Genomic DNA, 21,467 nt, shown 5'->3' on the forward strand with positions numbered 1-21,467 from the left:
GATGACCAAAGCCGCGCCCGACCCCCGCGCCGTCCGGGAAGCCAGCCTGGACGAGCTGGAACGGCTGGGTCTGCCGCTGCCGCCGGCCGGGTTCCCGCTGGTCTGGGAGCCCGGTGACGGGGTCGACCTGCGGCCCACCCGGGAGATCGAGGCCCGGGTGGCGGTGCTGCACGTGGTGGTGGCCCGCTGCTTCGGCATGCCCACCGACCTCGCCATGGGCTGGCTGCTCAACTCGCACCTGGTGGAGGCCGTGACGCCGCCGGAGTGGCAGTTCGTGGTCGGCGGGAAGGGCGATCACCGCTCGTTCGTGCTGCACTACGACGCCGTCTTCGCGCTGGCCTGGCTGCTCGGGCTGAGCCGGCACCTGGACCCGGTCGCGGTGCCCGAGGACCGGCTGATGCAGCAGATGCCGGACCTGCCGGGCGGCGAGTCGTTCGAGAGCTGGCGGTCCCGGTCGCTGGTGGCGCCCCGGGACGCGGTCGAGGCGGCGGTGCTGCTCGACCTTTACTACTGCCTGGACTGGGCATTCCAGGAGGTGGAGAGTGCGGGCCGGCCGGTGCCCGGTGAGATCAACGCGAACGCCGTCGGGCAGCGGCGCTGGGCGCTGGAGTGGGCGGTGGTGTTCTCCGGGCCGTACCACGACCGGGCGCCGGGCTGGGAAGAGGTCGACCTGTCCGTCTGAGCCCACCCGCGGCGGAAACCCATGCAAGTTCCTTACCTGAGGTCAGGCCGGGCGGTACACGGTGAGGTCGACGGCCGCGGTGACCGGCACGTCGTGCTCCGGAAGATCGCCGGCCCGGACGTGCCGGGCGCTCGGCGTCATGCCGACCAGCGTGCGCAGGTCGGCGCCGGCCAGGTGCAGGGTACGGCGGTGGGTGGTCGTCCCGGCGGCGGTGAAGTGGCCGCCGAGGTGGTCGGCGAGCCGTTCCGCCTTGTCCGGGTCCACCCGGATCAGGCCCAGCGTGCCGACCAGCTCGTGCAGGTGGTCCGCGGCCGGCGTGACGACCAGCAGCGCGCCGCCGGGGCGCAGCACCCGCCGGAACTCGGCGGCGTTCCGCGGCGCGAACACGTCCAGGACCAGCGCGGCGGACGCGTCCGCGAGCGGCAGCCGGCGCCACAGGTCGCAACGCACCGCGCCGGCCCGCTGGTGCGCCCGGGCGGCCCGCCGCAGGGCCGGCTTGGAGACGTCCAGGCCCACCCCGACGGCGCCGGGCAGGGCCTGCAGGACGTGCCCGAGGTACCAGCCGGTGCCGGTGCCGGCGTCCAGCACCGGTCCGTCGCCGGCCGGCCGGTGTGCCGCGGCGGCCTCGGCGAGCGCGGCGGCGATGAAGTCGTAGTGGCCGGCGGCCAGGAACTCCGCCCGGTCGGCGACCATCGGGACGGAGTCGCCCTGGTGCGGCACCCGGCCGGCGGTCAGGTCCACGTACCCCTGCCGGGCGATGTCGAAGGTGTGCCCGCGCGGGCAGCGCAGTGACCCCGCCCCGGCCCGCGCCACCGCGCCCTCGCACACCGGGCAGCGCAGGTACGGCAGTGCTCCGTCGATCATTGCCGGGATACCTCTATCGTCGTCTGATGGCCGCCATCACCGCAGAAGACATCGTCAAGGCTCCCAAGGCGCTGCTGCACGACCACCTCGACGGAGGACTGCGGCCGGGAACGATCGTGGACCTGGCCGGCGCCGTGGGCCACGAACTGCCCGAGCGGGACCCGGTCCGGCTCGGCGAGTGGTTCGTCGCCGCCGCCGATTCCGGGTCGCTGGAACGCTACCTGGAGACGTTCGAGCACACCGTGGCGGTGATGCAGACCGAGGAAGGGCTGCACCGGGTGGCCCGGGAGTGCGCCGAGGACCTGGCCGCGGACGGCGTGGTCTACGCCGAGGTGCGGTTCGCGCCGGAGCAGCACCTGGAGCGCGGGCTGAACCTGGACCAGGTGGTGGAGGCGGTCCGTGCCGGGTTCGCCGCCGGCTCCGCCGAGGCGGCCGCCCAGGGCCGGCGGATCCGGGTCGGCATCCTGTTGACCGCGATGCGGCACGCCGCCCGGTCGCAGGAGATCGCCGAGCTGGCGGTGCGGTTCCGGGACGCCGGCGTGGTGGGCTTCGACATCGCCGGGGCCGAGGCGGGCTACCCGCCCACCCGGCACCTGGACGCGTTCGAGTATCTGCAGCGGGAGAACTTCCACTTCACCATCCACGCCGGCGAGGCGTTCGGGCTGCCGTCGATCTGGCAGGCGATCCAGTGGTGCGGCGCGGACCGTCTGGGGCACGGGGTACGGATCGTCGACGACATCAACGGCGGCGTCCCGCACCCCGGTGCGGTGACCGCGACCGGGGGCACCGAGTCGGCGCCTCCGCTGCTCGGCCGGCTCGCCGCTTACGTCCGGGACAAGCGCATCCCGCTGGAACTGTGCCCGTCGTCCAACGTGCAGACCGGCGCCGCGCCGTCGATCGCCGAGCATCCGATCGGGCTGCTGCACGATCTCCGGTTCCGGGTCACGGTGAACACCGACAACCGGCTGATGAGCGGAACGTCCATGTCGCGGGAGATGGCGCTGCTGGTCGAGGCGTTCGGGTGGGGCTGGGCGGAACTGCAGTGGCTGACGATCAACGCGATGAAGTCGGCGTTCATCCCGTACGACGAGCGGCTGACCATCATCAACGAAGTGATCAAGCCGGCGTACGCGAAACTGATCCCGTGAAATCCGGATTAGCGGCTTAATACCGGACACGGCCCTACTTTCGTTCCAGGAAACTGGCGATTCGGTCAGTCGGCTCATCCGATCGGACACATTGCTGTCTACAAACACTGCACAATCCGGCATCTTGCCTTGCCGTGGATCGCCGTGCGAGTAATCGTTCGTGCTGCCCTGTCCGCATGGACGGGGCTCGGTCGAAGGCGCGACCCCCGCGCGTCGTCGGTCGTTGGGAGTGACCGTGAGAGACGCAGAAATATACGAGCAGTAACGACTTGGCCGACGATGTCCAACTCCACCGGAGCAACATCGCATCACACAGGCGGTCCGGGTCGGGCTGGTCTTTCTCTTTGACACTCGTCGTGATGGAATCTCGGGGGCCCGACCCGGCGAGTCGGCCACGTGCGGCACTCGGTCAGCCGACGATCGAGTCCGAATCAGGAGGACGGTGACGTGAGCAAGCGCCCCAAGACGGCGAACGCTGTCATGTCGCGTCTCAGCCGACCGGCCGGCCGGCTGCGGGATCTCCCCATCTGGTCGAAGCTCGGCCTGATCATGCTGGTACCCACGCTCGCCACGGTCATCGTCGGCGTGAGTGGTCTGGTGGACCACATCAACGAGGCCAGCAACGCCGAGCGTGCCCGCACGCTCGCCGTGTTGTCACAGGCCGCCGGTGGTCTCGTCGATCAGCTGCAGGACGAGCGTGCGTACGGCGTGATGATCGCGACGACCCGTGCCAACACCCCGGACCGGGCCAAGGTGGCCAAGCTGTACGGCGGCGAGCATGCCCAGGTGGATGCCGCCAAGGTGCCGTATTCGCAGCAGAAGGCCGCGCTGGAAGAGGTGCCCGACAAGGTCGAGGTGCTGGTCCGGCGTCTCGACAACAACCTGGGTGAGCTGCCCGCGGTCCGCAGTCAGGTGGCCAACGGCCAGCGTGATCTCCAGGACGTCGAGGAGACCTACGGCCGGATCATCAACGACCTGCTGGACGTCCGCGACGCCTCGGCGCAGCTGGCCGCCGACACCACGCTGAGTGACCACATGCGTGCGGCTGCCGCCGTGGCCCGGGCCAAGGACTACATCTCCCAGCAGCGCAACGTCGGCCTCAAGGTGGTCGCCGAGGGCGAGTTCAGCGTGCCGCTGCGCCGCCAGTTCGTTCTCACCGACACCGGCTACTCGATCGCCGACGCCACGCTCCGCTCGGTCGGCAGCGACGTCGAACAGCAGATGTTCGCCCGGACGGTGAGCGGCCCGAACAAGACCGCGGCAACCAACCTGACCGTGCAGCTGCAGAACCTCGAGGGCACCAACGCCAGCGCGATCCCGTTCAACCGGGACCAGTGGGAAACCGCGATGACGGGCTACAACAAGCTCTTCCGCACGGTCGAGACGGGCTTCGACAAGATCATCGTGGACGAGTCCACCGCCCTGCGGGACAAGGTGCAGCGCCAGGTCTTCCTGGAGACCAGCATCCTGCTCGGCATGCTGCTGCTGGCCATCCTGTTCGCCTGGCTGGTGGCCCGGTCGATGGCCCGCTCGCTGCGCGAACTGCGCCAGGGCGCGCTCTCGGTCGCCCAGTTCGGGCTGCCGCACGCGGTCAACCGGCTCCGCGACCCGGCGCTGTCCGCGTCGCTCACCCCGGCGCAGGTTGCCGACCAGGTGGCCGAGCCGCTGCCGGTGCGCAGCCGGGACGAGTTCGGGCAGGTGACCGAGGCGTTCAACGCGGTCCACCTGGAAGCCGTCCGCACCGCGGCCGAGCAGGCCGCGCTGCGTGCCTCCGTCGCGACCATGTTCGTCAACCTGGCCCGCCGTTCGCAGATCCTGGTCGACCGGCTGATCGGTCACCTCGACCGGCTGGAGCGCGGCGAGGAGGACCCGGACCGGCTGGCGGAACTCTTCCAGCTCGACCACCTGGCCACCCGAATGCGCCGGAACGACGAGAACCTTCTGGTGCTCGCGGGCGCCGACTCCACCCGTGTGCAGCGCGAGCCGGCCGCCCTGATCGACGTGCTGCGCGCCGCGCAGTCCGAGGTCGAGCACTACACGCGCATCGAGTTCGGCATGATTGACCGGGACATCGAGGTGGCCGCGCACGCGGTCAACGACATGGTCCACCTGGTCGCCGAGCTGTTCGACAACGCGACCGCGTTCTCCCCGCCGAACTCCACCGTGCTGGTGGAGGCCCGCCGCCTCGGCGACGGCGCGATCCTGTCGGTGGAGGACCGCGGCATCGGCATCAGCCGCGAGCAGTTGCGCGACCTGAACGAGCGGCTGGCCAACCCGCCCACGGTGGACGTCGCCGTCTCCCGGATGATGGGCCTGGTCGTGGTCGCCCGGCTGGCGAACCGGCACAGCGTCAAGGTGGAACTGCGCCCGGCCGACAACGAGCGGGGCACCGTGGCCGAGGTCGGCCTGCCGCTCAGCGTGCTGGTCACCACGTCGGCGGCCGGTCGGCTGCAGGCCACCGCGCACGCCGGCGCCCCGCAGTTCGGTGACGGACCGCAGGCGCCGTCCCGGCCGCAGTTCGCCGAGCCGCTGGCGCTGGAGAGCGGCTCGTCCCGCGGCGGGTTCCAGGGCGGGCGCCCGTTCGACCCGAACCCGCCGATGCACTCCGGCGGCATGCTCGGCACCGGTAACCGTTCCGTACCGGCCTGGTCCGACCTGACCGGGGCTCCGGCCGCGAACGGGTTCGGCAACGGCTTCGGCAACGGCTCGAACGGCAGCAACGGTGCCAACGGCTTCCACGGACCGCGCAGCAACGAGGTCATCCCGCCGTTGCCGCCCGCGCCGGACCACCGCCCACAGGGCTACGCCGGTGGCGACGGGCTGCCGCAGCGCCGCAACGGCGAGAACTTCCGGCCGGACGACTCCGGCTCGTTCGGGGCCACCATCCCGCGCCAGTTGCCGCCCAACCCGGAGAACCAGGGCCGCAACCCGTTCGGTGGCCCGCCGCCGGTGTCCGCCCCGCCGGTGCCGCCGATGTCCGCGCCGCCGTACGGACGGCCGGTCTCCTCGCCGCCCGTCTCCGGACCGCCGACCTCGGCACCGCCGATGTCGCCGTCGCCCGCGTCGGTACCGCCCGCACCCGCGTCGGCGCCGCCGGCCTGGCCGCCGGTCGCCGGCGACCGGGACGGCAACGGCACGCCGCCGCACGTACCGGAGAGCCTGGCCGCCGCGCTGGACATGACCGCGGAGATCCCGCGGTACCGTCCGGACCGCTCGGCGACCGGCTCCCAGCCGCGGGTGGAGCGCCCGACCAATCCGCAGTCCGCACCGGCCGCGCCGAGCGAGGCGCAGCGTGCCGCGGCGGCCGCCCAGGCGGCGCACGAGGCCGCCACGGCCCAGGCCGCCGAGGCGCAGGCCACCGCGGCCGCGCAGATCGCCGCCGCGCAGGCGGCGGCCCGGCAACGCGCCACGGACGGTGCCACCCAGTACGCCGACGAGACGATGGAGCTGCCGATCTTCCGGGAGCTCGAGTCGGCCTGGTTCACCACGGCCAAGGCGGCACCGAAGACATCCCCGGCGCCTACTCCGGCGCCGGCCAAGGCTCCGGCGCAGCCGACCCCGCCGTCCGCGGACAGCGGTGACGACTCGCCGGTCACCACCCAGCGCTTCTCCACGGGTGAGCCGGCCCGATCGGTGCCACAGCAGGGTGGGTCGCCCGAGTCTCGGGGTCACGACCGGGCCACGGTGGGCGCGGTCGCGTCCAACGGCAGTGCCTCGTCGAGCCCGTGGCAGACGGCGGCGGACGAGGGCTGGCAGGCCGCCCGTGCGGCTGCCGAGGCGCCCGTCGATACCACCACGTCAGCCGGCCTGCCGAAGCGCACGCCGATGGCACAGCTCGTCCCCGGTGGTGTCGACCGGGGCGGTAATTCCGTCCAGCGCCGCACTCCCGAGGCGGTTCGCGGGCTACTGTCCGCGTACCACCGGGGTGTGCAGCGGGGTCGCACCAAGGAACAATCGACCAATCCGGAGGAGACTTCGGGCGGGCAGCAGTCTTCCCAGGCTGGCAAGGAGCATGAGGCATGACATCTACGCAGGATCTCGGTTGGCTTCTGGCCAACTTCGCCGATCGCGTTCCCGGGGTCGCGCACGCGATTGCGGTTTCCGCCGACGGTCTGCTCCTCGCGGCCTCGCGGGACCTGCCGCGTGACCGGGCCGACCAGCTGGCGGCCATCGCCTCCGGCCTGGTCAGCCTGACCCAAGGCGCCGCCCGATGCTTCGAGGGCGGTGCGGTGCTGCAGACTGTCGTCGAGATGGACAACGGGTTCTTGTTCCTGATGTCCATCTCCGACGGCTCGTCGTTCGCCGTGCTGGCGGCGCGGAGCTGCGACGTCGGCCAGGTGGGCTACGAGATGGCGCTGCTGGTCGACCGGGTCGGCGAGGCGTTGACGCCGGCTCCGCGGTCCACCGCCGGAGTGCTGGGCTGAACGGGCGATTCGCCGGCCTCGATGGCGGCTGTCCAAAACATTGAAACCAAGAGACACTTCTAAGGGCCGAGGGATGGGGTGAGCGGTGACGATGCCCGAACGCGATGAGCCGACCGGCGCGCTGGTCAGGCCGTACGCCGTAACCCGCGGTAGAACTCGGCCCAAGTTGGAGATTGCGCTCGAAGCGCTCGTCGAAACCACCGTTCGCGGCCGCAACACCGGGACCGGCCGGGGGGGCAGCGAGCATCAGTACATCGCGGCGATGTGCGACGGCGGCCGGGTGCAGTCGCTCGCGGAGATCGCCGCACGCATGCAACTGCCGCTCGGTGTGGCCCGAGTCATCGTGGCCGACATGGCCACCGACGGCCTGGTCGCGGTGTACGAGCCGACCTCGCTCGAGGACGAGACCGATGCGGTGGGCACGGAACTGCTGGAGAGGGTGCTGAGTGGACTTCGCAGGCTCTGACATGTCGCGTCGCCCGGCTGCCGGGCGCGTCACATCGGCGAAGATTGTTATCGCCGGTGGGTTCGGCGTCGGTAAGACGACGCTGGTGGGGTCCGTCTCGGAGATCACCCCGCTGACGACTGAGGCCATCATGACCTCAGCCGGGGTGGGGGTCAACGACAACCGGCAGGTGCCGGGGAAGACGACGACCACCGTGGCGATGGACTTCGGCCGGATCAGTATCGACCGTGATCTCATCCTGTACCTGTTCGGAACACCGGGCCAGACGCGTTTCTGGTTCATGTGGGACGAGCTCGTGCGGGGCGCCATCGGCGCGGTGGTCATGGTCGACACGCGCCGGCTCGCCGACTGCTTCGCCGCCATCGACTTCTTCGAGCATCGTCGCCTGCCGTACCTGGTGGCGATCAACTGCTTCGACGGCATGCAGTACCACAATGCCCAGGACGTCCGGGACGCTCTCGCGATCTCCACCGAGGTTCCAGTGGTGAGCTGCGACGCGCGCAACCGCGAATCGACCAAGAACGTACTCATCTCGCTAGTCGAGTACGTTCTGACGATGCGCCGTTCGCGCGCGGTAGCCCCGGCCTGACGCTGAGTGGAAGCCCCGCACCGGCATGCCGGCGCGGGGCTTCTCGCTGCCCCGGTATTGGTCGTGGGGGCCGGAGTGGTCGGCGCCTCGGTGGCGTACCACCTCGCCCGGGCCGGCGCGCCGGTCACCCTGATCGACGGTGCCGGGTCGCCCGCGGCCGGGGTCACCGGCACGTCCTTCGCCTGGATCGGTGACGCCGGCGGCGACTGGCCCGGTGGTGCCGCGGATCTGCGCGCCGACGCGCTCGCCGACCATCGCCGGCTGGAGTCCGAGGTGCCCGGGGTGGCGGTCCGGTGGACCGGGTCACTGGCCTGGGGCGGCGCGGAAGCTCCGGGACCCGGCCGGCGGTGGATCGGCCCGGACCGGGTCGCCGCCCTGGAACCGCGCCTGCGCACGCTCCCCGACCGCGCCGTGCACACCCCCACCGACGGGGCCGTCGATCCGGTCGGCCTGACCCGGGCACTGGTCCACGCGGCCCGGGGGCTCGGCGCCCGGGTCGTGCTGGGGTCGGCGGTGTCGTCCGTGGCGACGGAACGGGGCCGGGTGTCCGGGGTGGTGTCCGCGGCGGGTCACCACGCGGCCTCGACGGTGGTGCTGGCCGCTGGGACGGCCGTACCGGCTCTGGCAGAGCAGATCGGGGTTCGGGTGCCGGTCGGGGTGTCCCCGGCCCTTCTGGTCCGTCTGGCGGCGCCGCCGGGACTGGTCCGGACGATCGTGGCCGGTCCCGGCTTCGAGGTGCGGGAGCTGCGGCACGGACGGCTGCTGATGACCGCGCCGATGCCGGACGATCCGTCGCCGGTGGCCGTGCGGAGTGCCGTCGAGGACGCGGTGGAACGGCTCCGGGCCGCGTTCCGGGGCGAGGTGCGGCTGCTGGGGTGGGGCGTGGGTGCGCGGCCGATGCCGGCGGGCGGGCCGGTGGTGGGGCACCTGACGGCGGACCGGTCGGCCTATGTGGCGGTGCTGCACTCGGCGGTGACGTTGGCTCCCACGGTGGGGCGGCTGGTGGCTCGGGAGATCGTCACCGGGCGGGACGCGCCGGAACTCGGGCGGTGCCGGCCGGCGCCGTGACGGCCGGCGCCGTGACGGCCGGATGACCGCCGGGCGGGACGGCGCGGTCGACATAGTTGCGGGGAGCGGGTCATCCGGCCGGCGTGGGGTCGGCGGGTTCGAGCACGACCACGGGGATCTCCCGCTCGGTGTAGGTCGCGTAGGCCGCGTACGGCTGGTAGATGGCCACCGCCCGTTCCCACAGGGAGGTCCGCTCCGCCCCCTCGGCGCGGCGCGGACGGACCCGTCGTCGTTCCCCGCCGGGCAGCTCGACCTCGGTCGTGGTCATCGCCATCAGGTTGTGGAACCAGGCCGGATGCGCGTCGACGCCGCCCTTCGACGCGACGACGACCAGCCGGGGCGCGTCGTCGAGGTAGATCAGCGGATTGATCCGGGCCTGACCGGACTTGCGGCCGACATGGTGCAGCAGCAGCACGGGCGCGCCGCCGAAGTAGGACCCGCCCACCCGCCCGCCGGTCCTGCGGAACAGGAACGTGTTGAGGCGTGCCAACTGACGGTGCAGCTTCCAGAACCAGGACGTGGGCGCGGGCGGCTTCGGCATGCCACTACGATGTCACCCACCGACAAATGTCGTCAACTGACAAACGCCCAGGGATGACGCCACGTAGGCTGGCGGCGTGGATAAGACCGGCCTGCGGGAACGGAAGAAGCAGCGGACGCGCGAGGCCCTGATCGACGCGGCGCACGCGCTGTTCTGCGCCAACGGCTTCGAGGCCACGACGATCGACGAGATCGCCGAGGCGGTGGAGGTGTCTCCGCGCACGTTCTTCCGGTACTTCACCTCGAAGGAGGACGTCGCGCTGTCGCTCGCGGACGCCCAGATCACCGCGATCCTCGAGGCGTTCGCCGGACAGCCGGCCGGCCTGCCGGTGCTGACCGCGATGCGGACGGCCGCGGTGGAGGTGGTGCGGGCGTCCGAGGCCGAGGCGCGCTACCGGAGCCTGCAGACGCTGATCTCGGCCAGCCCGGCGCTGGCGGCCGCGCGGGTCGAGCGAGGGGCCGCCCGGTTCGACGAGGTGGCGGGTCTGATCGGCGCCCGGATGGGGGTCGACCCGGCCGCCGATCCCCGGCCGCACCTGGTGGCCTCGGTCGTACTGTGCGCGGTGCAGCCGGCCGTCACCGCCTGGCGCACCGCCGGCCACGACGCGCCGGAATCCGAACTGATCCGGCGGGCGTTCGACCTGCTGTCGGCCGGCCTCGACTATCCCGCGGCGCCGAACTGATCCCGCGTTGCCGAACTGATCCCGCGTTGCCGAACTGATCCCGCGGCGCCGAACTGATCCCGCGGCGCCGAACTGATCCCGCGGCGCCGAACTGATCCGGCGGGCGTTCGACCCGCGGCCGGCAGGTCTCGACCATCCCGCGGCGCCGACCGCCTAGCTGCTGCGGTAGTCGGCGTTGTTGCGGTAGTCCTCGGGCTGGCCGTCCCGGCTGAAGTCCCAGCCGCCGGCCGCCTCACGCCCCGGCCGGCCGCCGATCGCGTACCCGCCGATCTCCTGGCCCCGGCGCCACCCGCGGAAGTAACCGGTGGTGTGCGCGGCGATGCTGGCCGCGTCGCGGACGATGCGCAGGGGCCGCTCGTCACGCAACGGCGAGCCGGGCACCAGGTTGGCCTGGGGCACCCGCTTCGGCAGGCCGGCGGCGGTTTCCGCGGCGACCTCCGGGGTGGCCGCCTTCTCCGCGGCCTGCCAGCCGGTGTCCAGCGGGCTGGTCCAGTCCATCGTGGTTGGGGCTTCGCTGTGGCCGGTGAACCAGGCCGACCGGGCCGCCGCGAAGATCAGCAGGTCGCCGTCGCCCTCGGCGGGTACCGGGGGCTGCGTGCTGCGGTCCAGCGCGGTGAGCGTGGTGCGCCGGGGGGTGGCGCGGCCGTTACGGCCGTTGCGCTCGGGGGTGTCCCGGTCGACCAGGCGCAGCGGGGGCGGCTCGGTGATGGCGGTGACGTCCGCGGGGATGTCGGCCAGGCCGCCGAGCTGCGGCTCGACCAGGCGCAGGGCCGGCGGCTCCTTGGGCATGTCCTGCCACGGCGGCTTGACCCGGCCGTCGGACGGCGGACCGCTCACGGTGGCGGGTGCCAGGTCGTCGTCGTTGTTGAGCAGCGGCCAGTTGGCGCGGGAGCCGGGCTCCGGCTTGTCCTCGCCGGGTCGCTGCGCCGGCATGGACAGGGAGTAGTCCGAGGCGCCGTTGGTGGCCGGGGTGCGGGTGTTGGGACGCGGCGGGATGACCGTGCGCTGGCGTTCGGCGCGGGCCTTGCCCATGGCGGCGTCGGTGATGGTCGACCGGAACGGCTGGGTCGGCGGGGCCGGCTGGTCCGGCGGGACCGGGCTGCGGGAGCCGGGCACGATCGGCGTCATGCCGGGCGGGGGCGGCGGCACGGAGACCGGGCGGTTGCCGGGCGGCGGGTTCGGGGTGCGGCTGGGCAGACCCGCGGCGGCGGCCGGTGCGACCGGCGGCGGGGTGACCGGACGCGGGGCCAGCGGCGGCGGCATGATCGGCTCCGGCGCGACCGGCGGCGTGGTGAGCGGGCGCGGCGTCGCGGGCGAGTTGCCGGCGGCCGGTTCGGGGCGGCTGCGGCGGCCGGTGCGGGTATCGCCGGGGCGGGTGATGCGAGTGCCGGTGTCGCCGGGGCGGGTGATGCGGGTGCCGGTGTCGCCGGGGCGGGTGAGCCGGGTACCGGTGTCGCCCGGGCGTACCGCCTGGAGGTTGGTCGCCGTGTCGGCGGCGCGGCGGGCACCGGCGCTGCGGCGCGGAGCGGGCGCGCTCGGGGTCTGCAGGGCGGCCCGGGCCGCCAGCGTGCCGATCAGCGTCTCGCAGGCGTTGTCGCAGGACCGGACGGCGCCGACGGCCTGGCGCACGGTGTCGGCGGCGGACCCGGCGAGGGACTTGTTGATGCCGCCGCGGCGGGGCGACTCGTTGATCGCCAGGACGATCGCGGTGACCGCGGAGGCGACCTGGTCCTCGGTGCCGACGCCGGCACGGGTCAGCTCGGCGACCACGTCCTCGGCGATCTGGTTCTGGTCGGTGCCGCGGCCGGTCAGGCGGCCGGGCTCGGGCAGCGCGTCGAGCACGGCCATGGCCAGGGGGTGGGCCGGGTCCGGGTACGCCCGGAGCGCCGCCGGGTACAGCTCGCGGAGCACCTCGCGCAGGGCGATGGCGGCCGCGTGCCGTCCGGTCAGCATGGCGACGTGCGCCGCGAGGATCGGCTTGTAGCTGGTCAGCTCGCGGGGCGCCGGGGTGGTGACGGCGTCCAGCGCGCCGGCCTGCAGGGCGCGGGCCAGCCCGACGGCGCGGCGGGCCGCGTGTGGCGCCTGCATCTCGTCGGGGGAGTCGTCGTCGGCGAAGCGCTCGGCGAAGTCGTCGGTGGCGTCGTCGTCGGCCACGGCCAGGGGCCGGCCGGCCGCGGTGAGCAGCGAGGTCACCACGTGGTCGTCACTGTCCGCGGCGACCGCGGCGTCGCTGAACCCACTCGTCCGTTCCACGAGCAGCGCACCCAGCTGGGCGTAACCGGCCGGGTCGTCGCTGATCTCGTGGACCCCGAGCAGTCGTCCTGCGTCGTCCACCACGGCGATGCTCAACGGAGCGACGACAGACGCCGTACGCACCGATTCATCAGCCGACGCCAGACCGCAGTACACGCGCACGAGCGCCACGGCGTCGTCCTCCTCCCCGGGTGAGGGTTGTTCGCGACCTACCTCGAGCCGCGCGTCCGTCAGGTGCTGCGCGAGGTCTCCACCGCCGCGAACAATCCTCATTACTGCTGCGTTGTCTGCTGTCGTGTGGCCAAGGACTGATGGTCCCTGGTGAGGGGTCAGTCGCGCCAGTCCACAGCGGCAGAGATCTTGCCGATAATCGAACGCCAACCCAAACTGGCCTGTTGTGCCCCGATTTTACGGAGTCTGCGGCGCCCGAAAAACCCACCCATTCCGCCGCTTTCCGCGGACCGAAGGGACTCGTCCAGGTCGTCCAACGGGGAACCCGGCGACAGTGCCAGGATCACCGGCTTCAGCCGGAGCGCGTACCCCAGGTCCCGGGCGACCTCACCGGCCGCGATGAGGAGCGGAAGGTCCCAGGTGTCGTGGCCGCCCCGCAGATTTTCCACCACGAGGTCAAGCTCGTAGCGGTCGTCCGGCCGCGGGTCGACGTCGGTCGACTGTACCCGCTCGGCCACGGTGGCCCAGGTGTCCAACTGGGTGAGGTCGTGCGGAGCACCCGAACGAATGAAGGAGACGAGCGATTCGGCGCTCTTGAACAGGAGCAACCGGCCCTTGTGGCTGAGGAAAGCGGGCACCTCCTCGTCATCCGTGGCGGCTTCCGGCTCGTCCTCGAAGTCGGCCGGGTCGGGCTCTTCGACGTCGCCGTCGCGCTTCTCGGCCGGATCCAGCTCACCCTCGGTGGCCAGGACCTGGGCCTGGAAGGCCTCTTCCTCCTCCTCGGCGGCGGCGACGCGGGCGCGTTCGCGGGCGTCGAACGGGTCCTCGTCGTCCGACTCGGTCTCGGTGGGCGTCAGCTCGGACGCTTTCCGGTACGCCCGCAGCGTCAGCCCGACACCGCCGGGCATGGCGATCTCGACGGGCGTGATGCGGACCTCGTCCCAGAGCGCATGTCCGGAGAGGCCAGCTGAGGCCTCGGACTCTTCGGACTGGGTGGCCACGGTGACCTCCGGGTTGATCTCGAGTTTCCTGCGGACGGGTGACTCTGCGCACAACACCCTAGAGGGTCTTCCTGGACGCGGACCGCCCCGTCCCCCGTTGCGAAGGTTTGACCGGTCCTAGGCGGTCAGAAACCTTTCGGATGCCAGACCGTCTTGATCTCCAGCAGAGCGGTCATGGGCTGCAGTCCCGGGTCACGCCGGAAGTCGTTCCCGTCGGCCGGTGGACGCAGTACCCGTTTCAGATTGCCCGCCGCCGCGCGTTCCAGCTCGGCCGCCAGCTGCGGGTCGGACACGCCGGTGAGGTCGAGCGCGTTGACGTCGTCGTGCGCGGCGAGCCACGGCGCGGTCTCCGCGGCCCGGCCGGTGAGCAGGTTCACCACCCCGCCGGGTACGTCCGAGGTGGCGAGCACCTCGGCCAGCGTCACCGCCACCTGGGGCGCTCCGGCCAGCACCACCACCGTGTTGCCGGTCACCATCGCCGGGGCCAGCACGCTGGTGAGGCCCAGGAAGGAGGCCGGGGCCACCACGCCCACCACGCCGGTCGGCTCGGGCGCGGAGAGGTTGAAGTACGGCCCGGCCACCGGGTTCGCGGCGCCGTACACCTGGCCGATCTTGTCGGACCAGCCCGCATACCAGATCCACCGGTCGATCACCGCGTCCAGCTCGGCGGCGTCCACGCCGAGCGTGCCGAACTCGGCCCGGCGGGCCTCCAGCATCTCGGCGACGCGGTACAGCACCTGCCCGCGGTTGTAGGCGGTGGCACCGGCCCAGCCGGGCTGCGCCTTGCGGGCGGCGACCACCGCGTCCCGGAGGTCCTTGCGGGAGGCGAGGGCCACGTTGTCGCCGTCCACCAGATAGGTCCGTCCTGACTCGCTGCGCGGGAACGACCCGCCGATGTACAGCTTGTAGGTCTTGCGTACCGAAACACGGGTCTCAGGCAAGGTAGGCCTCCAGGCCGTGCCGGCCGCCCTCGCGGCCGTAACCGGACTCCTTGTACCCGCCGAACGGCGAGGTCGGGTCGAACTTGTTGAACGTGTTGGCCCACACCACGCCGGCCCGGAGCCGGTCGGCCACGGCGAGGATCCGGGAACCCTTGTCGCTCCAGATCCCGGCGGACAGTCCGTACGGTGTGTTGTTCGCCTTCTCCACGGCCTCGTCCGGCGTGCGGAAGGTGAGCACCGACAGCACCGGCCCGAAGATCTCCTCACGGGCGATCCGGTGTGCCTGGGTGACGCCGGTGAAGATGGTCGGCGCGAACCAGAAGCCCTGTTCGGGCAGTTCACAGGCCGGTGACCAGCGCTCGGCGCCCTCGGCCGCACCCACGTCGGAGAGTTCCCGGATCCGGGCCAGCTGGGCGGCGGAGTTGATCGCACCGATGTCGGTGTTCTTGTCCAGCGGGTCGCCGAGCCGCAGCGTGGCCATCCGCCGCTTCAGCGACTCCATCAGCGGCTCGTACACCGACTCCTGCACCAGCAGCCGCGACCCGGCGCAGCAGACGTGGCCCTGGTTGAAGAAGATGCCGTTGACGATGCCCTCGACGGCCTGGTCGATCGGCGCGTCGTCGAAGACGATGTTCGCCGCCTTGCCGCCCAGCTCCAGCGAGAGCTTCTTGCCGGTGCCGGCCACCGCGCGGGCGATCTGCCGGCCCACCTCGGTGGAGCCGGTGAATGCGACCTTGTTCACGTCCGGGTGTTCGACCAGGTGACGGCCGGTGTCGCCGGCTCCGGTGACGATGTTCACCACGCCCGGCGGCAGGTCGGCCTGGCGGCACACGTCCGCGAAGAACAGCGCGGACAGCGGCGTGGTCTCGGCCGGCTTGAGCACCACCGTGTTGCCGGTGGCCAGCGCCGGGGCGATCTTCCAGGCCAGCATGAGCAGCGGGAAGTTCCACGGGATGACCTGGCCGGCCACGCCCAGCGGTCGCGGGTCCGGTCCGAAGCCGGCGTACTCCAGCTTGTCGGCCCAGCCCGCGTGGTAGAAGAAGTGCGCGGCCACCAGCGGCAGGTCGACGTCCCGGGACTCGCGGATCGGCTTGCCGTTGTCCAGGGACTCCAGCACGGCCAGTTCGCGGGAGCGCTCCTGGATGATCCGGGCGATCCGGAACAGGTACCGGGCGCGTTCCGGCCCGGGCAGCGCGGACCACGTGCCGAACGCGCGGCGGGCGGCGGCCACGGCCCGGTCGACGTCCTCCGGGCCGGCCTCGGCCACTTCGGCCAGGACCTCCTCGGAGGCCGGATTGACGGTCTTGAACACGTCCTTGCCGGGAGTGAACTCGCCGTCGATGAAGAGCCCGTAGGACGGCGCGATCTCGACCACCGACCGCGACTCGGGAGCGGGTGCGTACTCGAACATCGGCTAATCCAGGGTGAAGTAGTCGGGGCCGGCGTAGTGGCCGGTGGTCAGCTTGGTGCGCTGCATCAGCAGGTCGTTGAGCAGCGAGGAGGCGCCGAACCGGAACCAGTCCGGGCTGAGCCAGTCGTCGCCCACGGTCTCGTTGATCAGGACCAGGTACTTGATCGCGTCCTTGGTGGTGCGGATGCCGCCGGCCGGTTTGACGCCCACCTGGCGGCCGGTGCGGGCCCGGAAGTCGCGCACCGCCTCCAGCATGACCAGCGTCACCGGAAGCGTCGCGGCCACCGGCACCTTGCCGGTGGAGGTCTTGATGAAGTCGGCCCCGGCCAGCATGGCCAGCCAGGACGCCCGGCGCACGTTGTCGTACGTACCCAGTTCGCCGGTCTCCAGGATGACCTTGAGGTGGGCGTCGCCGCACGCCTGCTTGACCGCGACGATCTCGTCGAAGACGTGGTCGTAGCGCCCGGCCAGGAACGCGCCCCGGCTGATCACCATGTCGATCTCGTCGGCGCCGCCGGCCACCGCGTCCCGGGTGTCGGCCAGCTTGACCGCCAGTGGCGCCTGACCGGACGGGAACGCGGTCGCCACGCTGGCCAGGTGCACGCCGGAGCCGGCCAGCACCTCGGCGGCCACCGGCACCATGGCGGGGTACACGCAGATCGCGGCGACCGGCGGGCAGGACGGATCGGCCGGGTCCGGGCGCAGCGCCTTGGCGGACAGCGCGCGGACCTTGCCCGGGGTGTCCGAGCCCTCCAGCGTGGTCAGGTCGACCATCCGGATCGCCAGGTCGATCGCGGCGGCCTTGGCGGTGGTCTTCACCGAGCGGGTGCCGAGCGCCGCCGCCCGTGCCTCCACGCCGACCTTGTCGACGCCGGGCAGACCGTGCAGAACCGACCGTAGGTCACCGGCCTGATGGAGCGTCGCAGTCATGAGACGGATTCTACGCGGCCCACCGACAGTTGATCTTGGAATGGCCCGGTAGGTTGATCGTGTGGACGTACTCGTCGTCGATCATCCGCTGGCCCGGTCTCGCCTCACCGCGATGCGCGACCTCAACAACGACAGCGGCGCGTTCCGCGCGGCGCTGCACGAGCTGACCACCATGCTGGTGTACGAAGCGGCCCGCGCCTTCGCGGTGGAGACGTTCACGGTCACCACCCCGGTGGCGCCCGCCGAGGGCACCCGGCTGGCCAACCCGCCGCTGATCGTGCCGGTGCTGCGGGCCGGCCTGGGCATGGCGGACTCGGCGCTGGCGCTGTTGCCCGAGTCGTCGATGGGCTTCGTGGGCCTGGCCCGCGACGAGCACACGTTCGAGCCGCGCGCCTACATGGAATCGCTGCCCGCCGATCTGAGCGGCCAGCCGGTGCTGGTGCTGGACCCGATGCTGGCCACCGGCGGCTCCCTGCTGCACTGCTGCCAGTTGCTGGTGGACCGGGGCTGCACCGACATCATCGTGTGCTGCGTGCTGTCCGCGCCGGAGGGCATCGAGCGGCTGCGCGCGTCGGGGCTGCCGTTGCGCCTGGTCACCGCGTCGGTCGACCAGGGCCTGAACGACAAAAGGTACATCGTGCCCGGCCTCGGCGACGCCGGTGACCGGCAGTTCGGTGGCATGCGGCGGTTCTAGGCGATCACCGCGGTCCTAGACTCGCGGCAACCCGGAACCCCGGGCCGGCCCGGACCAGGGAGACGTACGCCAGATGAGTGCCGTGCTGAGCATCGTTGTACCGATCTACAACGTGGCTCCGTACCTGGACGAATGTCTCTCCTCGATCGCCGGGCAGACCCGCGCCGAGCTCGACGTGGTCATGGTCGACGACGGGTCCACCGACGACAGTGCCGCCATCGCCGCCCGGTTCGCCGAGAAGGACTCCCGGTTCACGCTGGTCCGCAAGGCCAACGCCGGCCTGGGCGCGGCCCGCAACACCGGTCTGGAACACGTCACCGGCGACTACCTGATGTTCGTCGACAGTGACGACTCGCTGGCGCCGTACGCCGCGGAGCTGCTGGTCGGCTCGATCGAGCAGACCGGTTCCGACTTCTCCTGCGGCAACGTGCTGCGGTACACCACCAAGGGGATGACCGGCTCGCCCATGCACAAGGGCGCGTTCGGCACCACGAAGCTGCGTACCCACGTCCGCAAGCGACCGGCCCTGCTCGCCGACCGGACCGCGTGGAACAAGGTGTACCGCCGTTCGTTCTGGGACGCGCACGGGTTCCGCTTCCCGGAGGGCGTGCTCTACGAGGACATCCCGGTCACCATCCCGGCGCACGTGCTGGCCGAGTCCGTCGACGTGCTGTCCGTGCCGGTCTACTACTGGCGGCAACGCGAGGGCGAGGACCGGTCCATCACCCAGCGGCGCGGCGAGATCCCGGCGTTCATCGACCGGCTGGACAACTGCTGGGGCGTGAGCCGGATGCTCGGCGAGCGCGGCGAGGACCGGATCAAGCGGCTCTACGACGCGTCCGTCCTGAAGAGCGACCTGATGCTGTTCGTGCGCGTGCTGCCGGACGTCGACGACGACTACCGCAAGGTCTTCCTGGAGAAGACGAACGAGTACCTGGACACCATCGACCCCGGCATCATCGGCGAGCTGGACGCGAACCTGCGGGTGCTGTGGTCGCTGATCCGGCACCGGATGCTGCCCGAGCTGCTGAAGCTGATCCCCACGGTGCACAAGCCGCGCCGGATCGCCCGCCGCGGGCTGCGCCGCTACCACGACATGGACCTGTTCCGGGCGAACCTGCCGCAGCTGCCGCCGGAGCTGTTCCTGGCCGGCACGCCGAGCCCGCGCACCAAGGTGCACGAGGTGTCCTGGACGGACGGCCGGCTGCGGATCCGCGGGCACGCCTTCATTCCCGGCCAGTCCGCGGCGAAGCCGTGGAGCACGTCCCGGCTGATCTGGCTGACCGGCAAGGGCGGCACCCGGACGAAGCGGACACCGCTGGTCAGCCGCCGGTGCATCGACGCCACCGGCGACCACGGCACGCCGAAGACCACGTACGACTGGTCCGGCTTCGAGGCCGTGATCGACCCGGACAGCCTGCGCGCCGCGGACGGCGCCTGGCGCGACGGCGTGTGGACCGTGGCGGTCGGCGTCGTCGGCGTGAGCCGGTGGAGCCAGGGCCCGCTGGAGATGGGCCAGCCGGCCAACCCGATCCGGTTCACCAGCCGGTACGCCGACGGCGTACGGATCACCCCGTTCGTCGACGGCGGCAACCTGCGGGTCCGGGTGGAGCGCAGCCCGGTCCGGATCACCGGCGGCCGGCTGGTCGAGATCGACGGCGAGCGGCACGTGGAGATCGAGGGGGAGAACGCCCCGGCCGCGGCCCCGCTCACCGCGCAGCTGTCGCGGGCCGAGGGACTGCCCTGGGGCAGCTACCCGGTGGACCAGGACGGCGGCCGGTTCCGGTTCCGCATCCCGGCCGGTGAGCTGCAGCGTGACGGGGTCACCTACCCGCCGCTGCGGGTCAACGAGCCGGCCGACCGGTGGAGCGTCGACCTGGTCGGCGGCACCGGCGACAAGCCCCGCCGGATCCGGGTGACCGTGGCCGACGACCTCGCCTGGACGCCGCTCGAGCTCGGCGTCCGGACGGTGCACCTGCACGCCACGCCGGACCGGTACCCGAGGCTGGTGGCGCTGCCGCCGTGCCCGACGGTCACCGAGGTCACGTCGGCGGCCCGGGCGTACCGGTTCGCCGGACGGATCCCGCCCGGCTCCGGCGACTGGTCGCGGCTGGCCCTGGTGCTGCGGCTCGGCTCCGGCCGGGAACTCCGGACCTTCCCGGCGCGGGTGGAGGGCGACGCCTGGAGCGTGGAGATCGACCCGGACGCGGTACCGAACTTCGGCGGGCACATCCGGCTCCGTTCCGGCACCTGGCACGTGCTGTGCCGCAACGGCCGGGAGCCGATCCGGGCGCTGCCCGCCGCCCCCGCGGTGCTGGCCGCGACGCCGCTGCCGCTGGCCGGCGACGCGCCCCGGGTCACCTGCGAGTGGCACAGCGACGAGCGGCTGGTGCTGCGGGTCCGCTCGGCGATCGCGGAGACCGAACGCGGCAAGGGCAATGCGGCCCGGCTGCGCGCCGAGCACTACCTGCCCCGGCGCGAGGAGCCGCTGCGCGACGCGGTGTTCTACAACAGCTTCACCGGCCGGCAGTACTCGGACAACCCGCGGGCGGTGCACGAGGAACTGGTGTCCCGCGGTCTGCCGCTGGAACATCTGTGGCTCTCCACCGAGGGTCAGGCGCCGGTGCCGCCCACCGCGGAGGCCGTGCCGCTGTGGAGCCGCCGCTGGTACGACGCGCTCGCCACGTCCCGCTACATCGTGACCAACCAGCACCTGCCGGCCTGGTTCCGGCGCCGGGCCGGGCAGGTCGTGGTGCAGACCTGGCACGGCACGCCGCTCAAGCGGATCGGCTTCGACATCGCGGACGTCAAGTTCACCGACCAGAGCTACCTGGCGAAGCTGGCCCAGGAGGCGCCGAACTGGACGTACCTGGTGTCGCCGAACCGCTTCAGCACCCCGATCCTGCGGCGCGCGTTCGGCTACACCGGCGAGATGCTGGAGATCGGCTACCCGCGCAACGACATCCTGTTCCGGGACCGTGCCGAGGTCGACGCCCGGATCCGCGCCACCATCGGCGTGCCCCAGGACAAAAAGATCATCCTGTACGCACCGACCTGGCGCGACGACCAGTACAGCGACGGCGGGTACCGGATCCCGGTGCACCTCGACGTGGCGGACGCGGCGGCCCGGCTCGGCACCGACCACGTGCTGCTGGTGCGCCGTCACCCGAACGTGATCGACGAGATCCCCGGCGAGGGTGACGGCTTCGTCTACGACGTCTCCACCTACCCGGACATGGCCGATCTGCTGGCCGTCACGGACGTGCTGGTCACCGACTACTCCTCGGTGATGTTCGACTTCGCCAACACCGGCCGGCCGATGCTGTTCTTCACCTATGACCTGGCGCACTACCGGGACGAACTGCGCGGCTTCTACTTCGACTTCGAGGCGGAGGCCCCCGGGCCGCTGCTCAGCACGTCCGAGGAGGTGATCACCGCGATCCACGACGTGGAGACGGTGTCCCGGGAGTACCGCGAACGGTACGCGGCGTTCGCGGCCAAGGCGTGCGACCTCGACGACGGGCGCGCCGCCGCGGCGCTGGCCGATCACATGCTGGAGGCGGGCAAACGCTAGGTGACGACGGCCACTAATGTGCTGAGAC

The 21,467-nt window shown here is 72.0% G+C and carries 17 protein-coding genes; 10 read left to right on the forward strand and 7 right to left on the reverse strand.

Translation table 11 applies throughout. The features are described 5' to 3' along the window. The first annotated feature begins 1 nt into the window (after position 1). Positions 2-682 (forward strand): DUF4272 domain-containing protein, encoded by a 681-nt coding sequence (locus LDL48_RS13545; protein WP_225255420.1) that lies wholly within the window; start codon positions 2-4, stop codon positions 680-682. A gap of 42 nt (positions 683-724) precedes the next feature. Here the strand turns inward: LDL48_RS13545 and LDL48_RS13550 are convergent, their stop codons facing one another. Continuing rightward, complete coding sequence (locus tag LDL48_RS13550) at positions 725-1,546, reverse strand: methyltransferase domain-containing protein (protein WP_225255421.1); 822 nt, start codon at positions 1,544-1,546, stop codon at positions 725-727. A 26-nt stretch (positions 1,547-1,572) separates the two neighbouring features. On the opposite strand from LDL48_RS13550, the gene LDL48_RS13555 reads away from it, so the two are divergent. The 6 genes from LDL48_RS13555 to LDL48_RS13580 all read left to right on the forward strand — a co-directional run bounded on the left by LDL48_RS13555 (position 1,573) and on the right by LDL48_RS13580 (position 9,241). Beyond that, the gene (locus LDL48_RS13555; RefSeq protein WP_225255422.1) at positions 1,573-2,694 is read left to right on the forward strand and encodes an adenosine deaminase; all 1,122 of its coding nucleotides are present in this window, start codon (positions 1,573-1,575) and stop codon (positions 2,692-2,694) included. Positions 2,695-3,141: 447 nt separating this feature from the next. Beyond that, positions 3,142-6,717, forward strand: a complete 3,576-nt coding sequence (locus LDL48_RS13560) for a sensor histidine kinase (protein WP_225255423.1) — start codon at positions 3,142-3,144, stop codon at positions 6,715-6,717. Then, positions 6,714-7,118, forward strand: a complete 405-nt coding sequence (locus LDL48_RS13565; protein ID WP_189078622.1) for a roadblock/LC7 domain-containing protein — start codon at positions 6,714-6,716, stop codon at positions 7,116-7,118. The genes LDL48_RS13560 and LDL48_RS13565 overlap by 4 nt, the downstream gene beginning before the upstream one ends. A 91-nt stretch (positions 7,119-7,209) precedes the next feature. Further along, positions 7,210-7,584 (forward strand): DUF742 domain-containing protein, encoded by a 375-nt coding sequence (locus LDL48_RS13570; protein ID WP_225255459.1) that lies wholly within the window; start codon positions 7,210-7,212, stop codon positions 7,582-7,584. A gap of 1 nt (position 7,585) precedes the next feature. Further along, positions 7,586-8,173 (forward strand): GTP-binding protein, encoded by a 588-nt coding sequence (locus LDL48_RS13575; protein ID WP_225255460.1) that lies wholly within the window; start codon positions 7,586-7,588, stop codon positions 8,171-8,173. Between the two features lie 63 nt (positions 8,174-8,236). Beyond that, on the forward strand, positions 8,237-9,241 hold the full coding sequence (locus LDL48_RS13580) for an NAD(P)/FAD-dependent oxidoreductase (protein WP_225255424.1): 1,005 nt from the start codon (positions 8,237-8,239) through the stop codon (positions 9,239-9,241). 70 nt (positions 9,242-9,311) lie between these two features. Here LDL48_RS13580 and LDL48_RS13585 read toward each other — a convergent pair whose 3' ends face one another. Next, entirely contained in the window at positions 9,312-9,782 is a 471-nt protein-coding gene (locus tag LDL48_RS13585; protein WP_225255425.1) for a nitroreductase/quinone reductase family protein, read from the reverse strand. A gap of 76 nt (positions 9,783-9,858) precedes the next feature. Here LDL48_RS13585 and LDL48_RS13590 point away from each other — a divergent pair, with 76 nt between their 5' ends. Then, positions 9,859-10,464: a TetR family transcriptional regulator gene (locus tag LDL48_RS13590; protein ID WP_225255426.1), complete on the forward strand. Its 606-nt coding sequence runs from the start codon at positions 9,859-9,861 to the stop codon at positions 10,462-10,464. A 153-nt stretch (positions 10,465-10,617) separates the two neighbouring features. Here LDL48_RS13590 and LDL48_RS13595 read toward each other — a convergent pair whose 3' ends face one another. The 5 genes from LDL48_RS13595 to deoC form a co-directional block, all read right to left on the reverse strand. Beyond that, positions 10,618-12,888 carry a transposase gene (locus tag LDL48_RS13595; RefSeq protein ID WP_225255427.1) on the reverse strand — a complete coding sequence of 757 codons (2,271 nt, stop codon included), beginning with the start codon at positions 12,886-12,888 and terminating at the stop codon, positions 10,618-10,620. Positions 12,889-13,046: 158 nt separating this feature from the next. Then, positions 13,047-13,889 (reverse strand): SatS C-terminal domain-containing protein, encoded by an 843-nt coding sequence (locus tag LDL48_RS13600; protein ID WP_225255428.1) that lies wholly within the window; start codon positions 13,887-13,889, stop codon positions 13,047-13,049. A gap of 125 nt (positions 13,890-14,014) precedes the next feature. Continuing rightward, positions 14,015-14,830 (reverse strand): aldehyde dehydrogenase family protein, encoded by an 816-nt coding sequence (locus LDL48_RS13605; RefSeq protein ID WP_225255429.1) that lies wholly within the window; start codon positions 14,828-14,830, stop codon positions 14,015-14,017. Further along, positions 14,823-16,241 carry an aldehyde dehydrogenase family protein gene (locus tag LDL48_RS13610; protein ID WP_225255430.1) on the reverse strand — a complete coding sequence of 473 codons (1,419 nt, stop codon included), beginning with the start codon at positions 16,239-16,241 and terminating at the stop codon, positions 14,823-14,825. Before LDL48_RS13610 ends, LDL48_RS13605 begins: the two co-directional genes overlap by 8 nt. 3 nt (positions 16,242-16,244) lie before the next feature. Continuing rightward, positions 16,245-17,171 carry a deoxyribose-phosphate aldolase gene (gene deoC, locus LDL48_RS13615; RefSeq protein ID WP_225255431.1) on the reverse strand — a complete coding sequence of 309 codons (927 nt, stop codon included), beginning with the start codon at positions 17,169-17,171 and terminating at the stop codon, positions 16,245-16,247. Positions 17,172-17,232: 61 nt separating this feature from the next. On the opposite strand from deoC, the gene upp reads away from it, so the two are divergent. Both upp and LDL48_RS13625 read left to right on the forward strand, forming a co-directional pair. Beyond that, the gene (gene upp / locus LDL48_RS13620; protein WP_225255432.1) at positions 17,233-17,865 is read left to right on the forward strand and encodes a uracil phosphoribosyltransferase; all 633 of its coding nucleotides are present in this window, start codon (positions 17,233-17,235) and stop codon (positions 17,863-17,865) included. Positions 17,866-17,938: 73 nt separating this feature from the next. Continuing rightward, on the forward strand, positions 17,939-21,439 hold the full coding sequence (locus LDL48_RS13625) for a bifunctional glycosyltransferase/CDP-glycerol:glycerophosphate glycerophosphotransferase (RefSeq protein ID WP_225255433.1): 3,501 nt from the start codon (positions 17,939-17,941) through the stop codon (positions 21,437-21,439). Positions 21,440-21,467 lie beyond the last annotated feature (28 nt).

It is taken from the genome of Jidongwangia harbinensis, assembly GCF_020216025.1.
Classification (GTDB): domain Bacteria; phylum Actinomycetota; class Actinomycetes; order Mycobacteriales; family Micromonosporaceae; genus Actinoplanes; species Actinoplanes harbinensis.